Annotated in this window: 9 protein-coding genes; 3 read left to right on the top strand and 6 right to left on the bottom strand. The window is 70.1% G+C overall.

All coding sequences use genetic code 11. The annotated features are described in order from the left end of the window. The first annotated feature begins 205 nt into the window (after positions 1-205). The 3 genes from trhA to ACZ60E_RS45240 all read left to right on the top strand — a co-directional run bounded on the left by trhA (position 206) and on the right by ACZ60E_RS45240 (position 2,467). On the top strand, positions 206-919 hold the full coding sequence (trhA, locus tag ACZ60E_RS45230; protein WP_107020298.1) for a PAQR family membrane homeostasis protein TrhA: 714 nt from the start codon (positions 206-208) through the stop codon (positions 917-919). 130 nt (positions 920-1,049) lie between these two features. Next, positions 1,050-1,703, top strand: a complete 654-nt coding sequence (locus ACZ60E_RS45235; RefSeq protein WP_469448160.1) for a TetR/AcrR family transcriptional regulator — start codon at positions 1,050-1,052, stop codon at positions 1,701-1,703. Positions 1,704-1,738: 35 nt separating this feature from the next. After that, on the top strand, positions 1,739-2,467 hold the full coding sequence (locus ACZ60E_RS45240) for a Mut7-C RNAse domain-containing protein (protein ID WP_469448161.1): 729 nt from the start codon (positions 1,739-1,741) through the stop codon (positions 2,465-2,467). 33 nt (positions 2,468-2,500) lie between these two features. On the opposite strand, the gene ACZ60E_RS45245 is transcribed toward ACZ60E_RS45240, so the two are convergent. The 6 genes from ACZ60E_RS45245 to ACZ60E_RS45270 all read right to left on the bottom strand — a co-directional run bounded on the left by ACZ60E_RS45245 (position 2,501) and on the right by ACZ60E_RS45270 (position 9,422). Continuing rightward, entirely contained in the window at positions 2,501-3,109 is a 609-nt protein-coding gene (locus ACZ60E_RS45245; protein WP_384812425.1) for a hypothetical protein, read from the bottom strand. Then, positions 3,096-4,754 (bottom strand): vWA domain-containing protein, encoded by a 1,659-nt coding sequence (locus ACZ60E_RS45250; RefSeq protein WP_469448162.1) that lies wholly within the window; start codon positions 4,752-4,754, stop codon positions 3,096-3,098. The genes ACZ60E_RS45245 and ACZ60E_RS45250 overlap by 14 nt, the downstream gene beginning before the upstream one ends. Then, positions 4,751-5,932: a toxic anion resistance protein gene (locus ACZ60E_RS45255; protein WP_469448165.1), complete on the bottom strand. Its 1,182-nt coding sequence runs from the start codon at positions 5,930-5,932 to the stop codon at positions 4,751-4,753. The genes ACZ60E_RS45250 and ACZ60E_RS45255 overlap by 4 nt, the downstream gene beginning before the upstream one ends. A 21-nt stretch (positions 5,933-5,953) precedes the next feature. After that, entirely contained in the window at positions 5,954-7,030 is a 1,077-nt protein-coding gene (locus ACZ60E_RS45260; protein ID WP_469448163.1) for a hypothetical protein, read from the bottom strand. Positions 7,031-7,666: 636 nt separating this feature from the next. After that, complete coding sequence (locus ACZ60E_RS45265; protein ID WP_385836822.1) at positions 7,667-8,101, bottom strand: SCO4983 family protein; 435 nt, start codon at positions 8,099-8,101, stop codon at positions 7,667-7,669. Positions 8,102-8,210: 109 nt separating this feature from the next. Beyond that, a complete protein-coding gene (locus ACZ60E_RS45270; protein WP_384812413.1) occupies positions 8,211-9,422 on the bottom strand; it encodes a pyridoxal phosphate-dependent aminotransferase in 1,212 nt (403 codons plus the stop codon). Between the last annotated feature and the right edge of the window lie 308 nt (positions 9,423-9,730).

Consider the following 9,730-nt stretch of genomic DNA (forward strand, 5'->3'; position numbering starts at 1 on the left):
ATCGATCTTCCTGGCGCTCATCCGGTGCCGACCGCACTCATTTGATCATCCGACGGGTCCGCGCATATGTCCAGAGGGCCTCACACCTGAGCGGCGTGAGCATCGCCACTCGCCGCCGGGCACCCGCGTGAGACGCTGGCCACTTGGCGCACTTCTGACGGTCGGCTGATACGTAACTTACGGTTCCGTAGGTACGATGGATCCCATGACTGCGCCCAGCCCCGACGCCTCAGCGGAATCGCCGGTCGTCGACCGTGTCGCCGAAGCGCTCTCCCTGCCGCACCCCGTCAAGCCAAGACTGCGCGGCTGGCTGCACGCCGGAATGTTCCCCGCGGTCCTCGTCTCCGGCCTGGTCCTGACGGCCCTCGCCGGCTCGACCCGCGCCCGTGCGGCCTGCGCGATCTTCGTCCTGACGGCCTGCCTGCTGTTCGGAGTCAGCGCGATCTACCACCGCGGCACGTGGAGTCCGCGCATGGACGGCGTGCTGCGCAGACTCGACCACGCGAACATCTTCCTGATCATCGCGGGCTCGTACACACCGCTGACGATGCTGCTGCTCCCGGAGAGCAAGGGGAAGTGGCTGCTGTGGGGCATCTGGATCGCGGCGCTCGCGGGCATCGCCTTCCGGGTCTTCTGGATCGGCGCCCCGCGCTGGCTCTACACCCCCTGTTACATCGCGATGGGCTGGGCAGCCGTCTTCTTCCTCCCTGACTTCATGCGGGCCGGCGGTATCGCCGTCCTGGTCCTGGTGATCGTGGGCGGGCTCCTCTACAGCGCCGGCGGCGTGATCTACGCACTCAAGCGCCCCAACCCGTCACCGCGCTGGTTCGGCTTCCACGAGGTCTTCCACTCGTTCACGCTCGCGGCGTTCATCGCGCACTACATCGGCATCTCGATGGTGGCCTACCAGTACGGATAGCCGGGGCCGCCCTCCGGCGCGCCCGCCCCGGCCATGACATGACACCGGCTCCGGACATGCCACCGACTCCGCACATGACACCGGCTCCGGACATGGCCCCGGCCTCGGCGGATGCCCGACAATGACCGCCATGACGGCCGCACCTACTCCGCCTCCCGCCACCCCGGCCGCCCCCGCTGCCCGGCCGGGACTCCGTGAGCGCAAGAAGACCAAGACGCGCACGGCCATCCGTGACGCGACGTACGGACTGATCCGCGAGCAGGGGTACGACGCGACGACGATCGAGCAGATCGCCGAGCGGGCCGAGGTGTCGCCGTCCACGGTCCTGCGCTACTTTCCGGCCAAGGAGGACATCGTCCTCACGGACGAGTGCGCCCCGCTGCTCGTGGCGGAACTGCGCGCCCGCCCGGCCGACGAACCGTGGCCCGACTCCCTCCGGCACGTGTTCAGAACGGGCATCGCCCTCGGCGCCGCGGCCCCGGCCCCGGAAGAACCGGAGGTGACCCGGCTGCGGACCAGGCTGATGGTCGAGGTGCCCGCCGTGCGCACCCGGATGACGGAGAACATGGCCCGTACCGGTCGGCTGCTCCGCCAGGTCATCGGCGAGCGCACCGGCCGGGCACCCGACGGCTTCGAGGTGCGCGTCGCCGCGATGTCCCTGGTGGGCGGTCTGACGGAGGCGGCCCTGTACTGGGCCGAGCACGGACACGAGGACGACCTCGGCGCACTCGTCGACCGGGCCCTGGACGTCCTGGACCAAGGGCTCGCTCCGGGTAAACCCTGAGGCCACGGGCCCACCCCGCATGTCATCCTGACCCGGTGAACGGACCCGAGATCCACGTCGAATTCGCCCCCGGACTGCGGGTGTTCGTCCCGCACGGACGCCGGTCGGGGGCCACGTCGCTCGCCACCGACGGCTCCTCCACCCTCGGGCATGTCGTCGAGTCGCTCGGCGTCCCGCTGACCGAGGTCGGGGAACTCGTGGTGAACGGCAGCCCGGTGGCCGTTTCGCATCTGCCCGCACCGGCCGACTCCGTCGAGGTACGAGCGGTCGAGCGCCCCCAGCCGGTGCCGGGCGCCCCGCTGCGATTCCTGCTCGACGTCCACCTGGGCACGCTGGCGCGCAGGCTGCGACTGCTCGGCGTCGACGCCGCGTACGAGTCCCTGGACATCGGCGATCCCGCGCTCGCGACGAGATCCGCGGCCGAACGGCGGGTGATGCTCAGCCGGGACCGGGGCCTGCTGCGGCGCCGGGAGCTGTGGGCGGGGGCGTTCGTCTACAGCACCCGACCGGACGAACAACTACGGGACGTACTGGGCCGTTTCGCCCCCGCACTGCGCCCCTGGACCCGGTGCACCGCGTGCAACGGACTGCTCGCGGAGGCCTCGAAGGACGAGGTCGCCGAGCAGCTCGAAGGGGGTACGCGACGGTCGTACGACGTGTTCGCGAAGTGCGCGGAGTGCGGGCGGGCGTACTGGCGGGGCGCACACCATGAGCAGCTGGAGACGATCGTGGACCGCGCGCTCACGGAGTTCGGCCCCGCCTGAGCCCCCTCCCCACACGGCCCGCGGGGGAAGGGGCTACGCCCGGTCCTCCAGATAACGGGTGTGGGACTCCTGACGCCGGGCCTCCGTCTCGCGCAGACCGGCGGCCAGGGCCTCCGCCTCCTCGTGCAGCAGCGTGAGCTGTCGCTCAAGATGCCGCTCGGGCGCCTCCGTACCGGGCGCCAGCCGCACCCACCACCGCGTCCGTACGAACGTGTCGACGGCCTCCGGCACATCCGTCCGCACGGCCCGGGACAGCGCGTGCACCCCCTCCGGGTCCTGCGCGAGGATCTCCGCGACCCACCCGGGATCGAGCAGCGCCGCCAGCAGCTCGGTCAGCTCGGTGAGCCGCCCGGCGGCGGCGGGCGGCAGCTCGACGTCCGCGAGGTAGGCCCGCAACTTCCCGAAGTCGTCGCGGATCTCGCCCAACTGCGCGGACGGATCCGGGAAGTCCGGCAGCGGCGGCCGTTCCGGCGGGGCGATCAGCGCGCCCGCCCCGTACAGACCCACGACAACGACGGGCCAGTACGCCCCGGCGACCCCCGCGAAGGTCAGCCCGAGACCGGCGATCCCGCAGGCGCTCCCGGTGAGGTTCTTACGGGACTCCAGATAGCCGAAGAGCCGGCTGGGCTTATTGGTAGCCACGGATCTCCTTGAAAGCGCCGTCCAGCGAGCCCTTCTGCGCGTCGAAGAGACGGCCGCCGGTCAGTTCGGCGATGTGTTCCAGCTCGCCGCGGTCGGAGTCGCCGAACAGGATCGGGAAGACGGGAATCCGCCGCTCGTCCGCGGACAGCCGCCCGTAGAACCCGTCGAACTCCGCCGGGCTCGCGCCCTCCGTGTTCTCGCCGTCCGTCATCAGCACGACCGACGTGAACGTGTCGTCGTCGGCGCCCAACTGCTCGTACGCCTTCTGCAGCGACGTATAGATCGCGGTGTCGCCCTCCGCGGTGAGCGCCCGCGTGTCACGGCGGATCGCGTCGAGCCCCGCACGCGGGTCCTCGGGCCGCACCACATGCGTGCGTACGCTCTTGACGGCCGAGCCGAACGGCATCAGCGTCACCTCCTCGCGTTCGCGGAAGTCGCCGGTGAGGTCGGTGAGCGCCTTCTTCAGTCCCCCGAGCCGCCCGTCCTCACCCATCGAGCCCGAGGTGTCGAGCACGTACACGGTCCGGGAGGGGCGGCGCAGCTTGTTCTCGTACGAGTCGAGGAGTCCGTCGGCGACGGAACGGCTGCCCGGGAAGGGCAGTTCGCGGCGCCTGGTGGTGTCGAGCCCCGCCGCGGGCCGCACGGAGGGCACGACGGGCCGGCGCAGCGTCCGGTCGGTGATCAGCCGCTGGGTGGCCGGGGCACGCAGGGCCTCGGTGAGCCGGCGGACGTCCTCGCGGACCTCCTGGCCCGTGGACGCGAGCGAGGAAAGCGGATAGTCGGCGGTGACCACACCGTCACGCGGCCGGATCACCGTCAAATCCTTCCGCGACTTCAGCACCGACTCGTAGTTGAGCAGCGCGTCGACGTCACCGCGCCGGTCGTACGCCTGCGCCAGCCAGCCCGACGACCCGGACGTCAGCTTCTGCCCCTTGAAGAACTCCGTCAGCCGGGGCGTCGCCTTCCGCACATCGGCGTCCGTCAGCGCGGACTGGGCGTCGGACAGACCCGACGCCACGGACACGAGGGTGGAGAAACCCGAGTTGGAGCGGGACGGGTCGGTCATGCCGTAGGTCAGGCCGCCGCTGTGCACCGCCTTCTCGACGTCGGCCCAGGTGACGTCCCCGGGCTTCCATCCCAGCTTCCGTACGGTGGCGGCCTTCACCCCGATCGCCAGCGGGCTGGACATCACGGGAGTCTCGGACACGACCTGCCTCGCGGCGGCGGGGTCCAGGTGGAGGTAGTCGTTGGAGGAGAGCCAGACGGCGTCGTAGGCGCCCTTCGTCCTGCCCTTCGCCAGGAGGTCGACGGCGTCGAGCGTGCCGATGTAGGTCGGCTCGACCTTGATGCCGGTGTCCTTGCGGACCTGGTCCAGGACGGGGGTCATGTCGACGACTTCGCTTGACGCGAGTATGCGCAGGGTTCCTGGGGCCGGCTTGCTGCTTGAAGGGCTTGGCCCTTCTACGGCTGAGGTGCATCCGGCGGTCGCCAGTACCAGCGCGATGGCGGCTGCGCCCCGGTGGGTGGTCTGTGCCCACCCTCCCCCACGCTCGGCTTCGCTCGCGCGGGGGGACCCCCATCGCCGTGCGGAACGCCTGCCCACAGACGGGTGCGGGGACGGGTGTCTGGCCGTTGGGCGGTTCATGCGAGGTGGCCTCCTTCCAAGGCGCCCTGTGCGCGGCTGCGGTCCAAGTAGGCCGTGGCGTGCTGGAGTTCTGTGGTGAGGGATTCCACCGTTGCCGCCATCGTCTCCGTTGCCTGGGCCTTGTACGTGTCGATCGTGTCCAGCGTCTGGTAGATCTGCTGGAAGGCCGAGCGGAGGGTTTCCGCTCCCACGGCCGGATCGGCGGCGATGCGCTGGATCTCGCCGCTCTGGGTGGCGAGCATCTCCGCGTTGCCGCGGATGAGGTCCTCCGTCGTACCGCGCAACGCGTTGACCTGCTCGACGACCTTGCGCTGGTTGTCGAGGGCGGACGCGAGCATGACCGAGATGCGCAGCGCGGAGACCGTGGTGGTGGCCGCGCGGTCGACGCCCTTGATCAGTTCCTCGTTGTTGCGGCGGACCACGTCCATCGCCAGATACCCCTGGGCGCACACCGCGAGCTGGGTGAGCAGATCCTGGTGCTTCTGCCGTACGGGAAAGAGGACGTCCGCGCGCAGGGTGTCCGCCTGGGCGGGATCCTGCGCCTCCACCCCACCGATGTGACCCTCGACCGCCGTGTCCAGCGCCTCGGTCAGGACCACGTACTCCTGGAGCTTGCCCATCGAGTCCCAGAGACGCACGCGTTCGGTCTGCAGGGCGGCGTTGTCGCGCCGCAGTTCGTCCTGGCCGCCGCGCAACGAGCCCACGATCTTGTTCAACGTGCCCTGCGCGGAGGCGTACTTGGCCACATGGTCGCGGAGCTTGTTGCCGCCGGGCAGCCGGGACAGCAGCTTGCGGGCCCTGCCGCCGGGCAGCTCGCGCGGGTCCAGGTCCTCGACGGTGCGCCGCAGTTCGACGAGCGAGGACGAGACACGCGACTGGGCGTCCTCGCCGTTCGCGGGCAGGGCGCGGATCGTACGCTCCAGCATGCGGTTCGACTGGGCGGCGGCGCCGCGCATCTCACCGGAGCCGAGCGCCACGATCTCGCCGATCTTCCCGGCGAATTCGGGGGAGCGGGCGTCGAGTACGGCGAGCCCGTCGACGTACTCGGCGGCCTTGCGCGCCATGTCCGTACGCACGGACTCGTCGACCGGCACGAGCCCGCCGGCCTTCTCCTTCGGCACGGCCGCGACGGCCTCGGGAGGAGTGAGAGTGAAAGTGTCGTCGTTCTTGTTCCCCATGTTGCTCACGTGCAGTTCCCCCTAGTCCCGGGCCCGGCGTGCCATCTCGTGCAGCACCTTGGAGGCGGGCACGGGCACCTGCCGGACACCGGTCAGCGTCTGGTTGAGGTAGGTGGTGTGGGCGTCGGTGGCCGCCGTGAACTCGGCCGCCGCGCCCTGGGGCCGGAACCCGTGCCGCACCGCGAGCCCGCGCAACTCCTTGTCGGTCCCCAGCAGTTCACCGAGGGCCCGGCCCTCCGGGGTGAGGGGGACGACCGTGTGGTCGCTGTTGGCGGTGGTGTCCGGGTAGAGAACGACCAGGTCGTCGACGCCCTGGCCGTCGGCGAGGAGGGCGGCGACCTGGGACTCGTACACCAGGACCAGTGGGTTGCCGACGCCGCTGACGAAGTCGCGGAACGCCGCGTCCGTGCTGGTCTGCTGCGAGCCCTGGACGCTGATCAGCTTGCGCATCAGGGGCGCGGTGCGGTCGACCGCGGCGGCACCGTCGGCGACCCGGCCGCCGTCGGCGACGTAGGAGGCTGCGGCGAGGTACAGGGCGCCGGAGTTCGAACTGGTCGGGTCGGTGGTGGAGATGAACAGCGTGCCGCTCAACTCACCGTGCTTCTCGGCACCCTTGAGCTGCTGCCAGATCCGGTCGGCCCCGGCGGCCTTGAGGTAGGCCTTCATGTCGAGGGTGCCGTTGCCCTTGCCCTTGAGGGTCGCGAGGCCGTTGCCCGCCAGCACCTCGGAGGCACTGCGGTGTGCCACGACCACGAGGGGCGAGTAGAAGGGGCGCGGCAGGGGCTGCCGTACGTGGTACTTCGAGGCCAGTTCCCCGGCGGGCGCCTGGCTGGAGGGGAACGCGAAGTCGTACCCCTTGAGGTCGAGTCCCTCCATGGCCCAGGACCCGGAGGTCTCCGTCTCCACGGTGTAGCCCCTGGCAGCGAGGGCCTTCACCACATCCGGGTCGGCGAAGAACTCCGCCTTCTCCGACCCGATCACTCCCTGCACGGTCTTCGTTGCCGTGCTGCTGTCCTGGTCTTCGCGGCCCGCTACGACGGCTGCTGCCACTCCGCCGATCAGGAATACCGCCAGGACGATGGCGATGATTCGTCTCACATCCGGAGCGTGCTCCCGGAACTCAACGTTCCTCGTCACATCGCATGAACACGGGGTGACGACCGCATCCCAGTACGCAACCGGATTGCCGCCTTCCTTTTCTCGGGGGCCAGCCCCCAAACCCCCGATCCTCAAACGCCGGACGGGCTGAAGGGTGCCGGGGCCGGCCCCCGTGCCCTCGGGTCCTCAGTCGCCGGACGGGCTGAAAGGCGGGCATCGGGGGCACGCGGGTCCACTGTCCCGTCAGGTCACTGACTCGGGGGCCAGCCCCCGAACCCCCGGTCCTCAAACGCCGGACGGGCTGAAGGGTGCCGGGGCCAGCCCGCGAACCCTCGGTCCTCAGTCGCCGGACGGGCGGAAGGATGCCGGGGTCAGCTTCCGTGTCCTCGGGTCCTCAGTCGCCGGACGGGCTGAAGGGTGCCCGCCGGACGGGCGGAAGGATTGCAGGGCGCAGCCCTGCCTTTGAGGGGCGCGGGGAACTGCGCGGCCAGCCCCCGCCGGGGCGCAGGTGAGGATCGACGGATGCACGTAGTGGGAAGAGGGGCCGCACCCTCCAGGGTGCGGCCCCTCACCACACGCATGGCACCCGGTCCGCACGTCGCTGCGGGTGCGCGCGGACCGGGGCCGATCGGGAGCTCAGTGAGCTGTGAGCGCCGGTTCCGTGACGGCGACCGCAGCCGCGTGCGCATCCATGCGCTGCGCGGCCAGGATCGCCCCCGCCGTATCCGCCCGAGACGCGGCGACGACAAGCGCACGCCCCGCCAGGGCATGCGCCCGCTGATGCAACCCCGCGGGCACGGGCCCACGGCCGCCCCCGCCGACGGCAACCCCCGCCCGGACGGGCGGACGCCCCCCACGCAGCCGGGTCACCTGCTCGGCCAGCCGTTCCGCGGCGGCGTCGAGCTCGGCGGATGCGGACGGTTCGAGCCCGCGGAGCTCGTCCGTGACCGCGAGCAGTGCCGCCAGATGACCGGCGAGCTGGATGTCCAGCTCCTCCTCGCGCGACCGATGGGGAAAGTCGGCGGTGCCGGCCATCGTGTGGACCGACTTGGTGCGAATCGGTTCGTACATGGGAGATGGCCTCCTGTGCTCTGACAGGAAGCCATCCTAGCTTAGATTTCGTCTAAAGTTGAGCAGACTCCGAAAACGAAGCCACCCGACCACGCAGGGTGACCATGCGTCAGCTCTGTCCGTACCCGTCCAGGAAGTTCCCGATCCGGGTCACCGCGTCCGTCAGATCCCGCGCGGTCGGCAGGGTGACGACCCGGAAATGGTCGGGTTCCGGCCAGTTGAAGCCCGTCCCCTGTACGACCATGATCTTCTCGGTGCGCAGCAGGTCCAGCACCATCCGCCGGTCGTCCTTGATCTTGTAGACCTTCGGATCGAGGCGGGGGAACAGGTACAGCGCGCCCTTCGGCTTCACACAGGTCACGCCCGGGATCTGGGTCAGCAGCTTGTGCGCCACGTCCCGCTGCTCCCGCAGCCGCCCGCCGGGCAGCACGAGATCGTTGATGGTCTGCCGGCCACTCAAAGCGGCGACGACACCGTGCTGACCGGGCATGTTCGCGCAGAGCCGCATGTTGGCGAGGATCGTCAGCCCCTCGATGTACGAGTCGGCGTGCGCCCGCGGCCCGGAGATCGCCATCCACCCCACCCGGTACCCGGCCACGCGGTACGCCTTCGACATCCCGTTGAAGGTGAGGGTGAGCAGGTCGGGGGCGACCTTGGCGGTCGGGGTGTGCACGGCCTCGTCGTACAGGATCTTGTCGTAGATCTCGTCCGAGCAGACCAGCAGGTTGTGACGCCGGGCGATGTCGGTGAGGCCCCGCAGCATCGCCTCGTCGTAGACCGCGCCCGTCGGGTTGTTCGGGTTGATGATCACGATCGCCTTGGTGCGGTCGGTGACCTTCCGCTCCACGTCGGCGAGATCGGGCATCCAGTCGGACTGCTCGTCGCAGCGGTAGTGGACGGCGGTGCCGCCGGAAAGGGAGACGGCGGCGGTCCACAGCGGGTAGTCCGGCGCGGGTACGAGGACCTCGTCGCCGTCGTCCAGCAGGCCCTGCATCGCCATCACGATCAGCTCGGACACGCCGTTGCCGATGAAGACGTGCTCGACGTCCGTCTCTATGCCGAGGGTCTGGTTGTGCATGACCACGGCGCGGCGGGCCGCGAGCAGGCCCTTCGCGTCTCCGTAGCCGTGCGCCGACGAGACGTTGCGGAGGATGTCCTCCAGGATCTCCGGCGGGCACTCGAAGCCGAACGCTGCGGGGTTTCCGGTGTTCAGCTTGAGGATGCGGTGGCCTGCCGCTTCCAGCCGCATCGCCTCCTCAAGGACCGGGCCCCGGATCTCGTAACAGACGTTGGCGAGCTTGGTCGACTGGATCACCTGCATGTTCGTGAGCTTACGGGCGGGTAGGGGTTATTGCGCCGTGTTTCCGCCACGTGAGACGTCCGTCTTGGGGGTGTGGGGGTGTGGGGGTGTGGGGGTGCGCGTCCGTTTTCACCTGCGGGCCGGTGGGGGCTGGTCGCGCAGTTCCCCGCGCCCCTTGGGGGGTGGGGCGTGCGGCTGTTATGAGTGTGCGGCTCGGTGGGGGTTGGCCGCGCCGTTCCCCGCGCCCCTTAGGGCTCGTAAAGAATCAACACGGTGGTTTTGTCTCTGTCGTGAGAGCGATGCCGTGCGCGGTTGCGTAGACGTGGAGG

Source organism: Streptomyces sp. NPDC102514 (genome assembly GCF_055584525.1).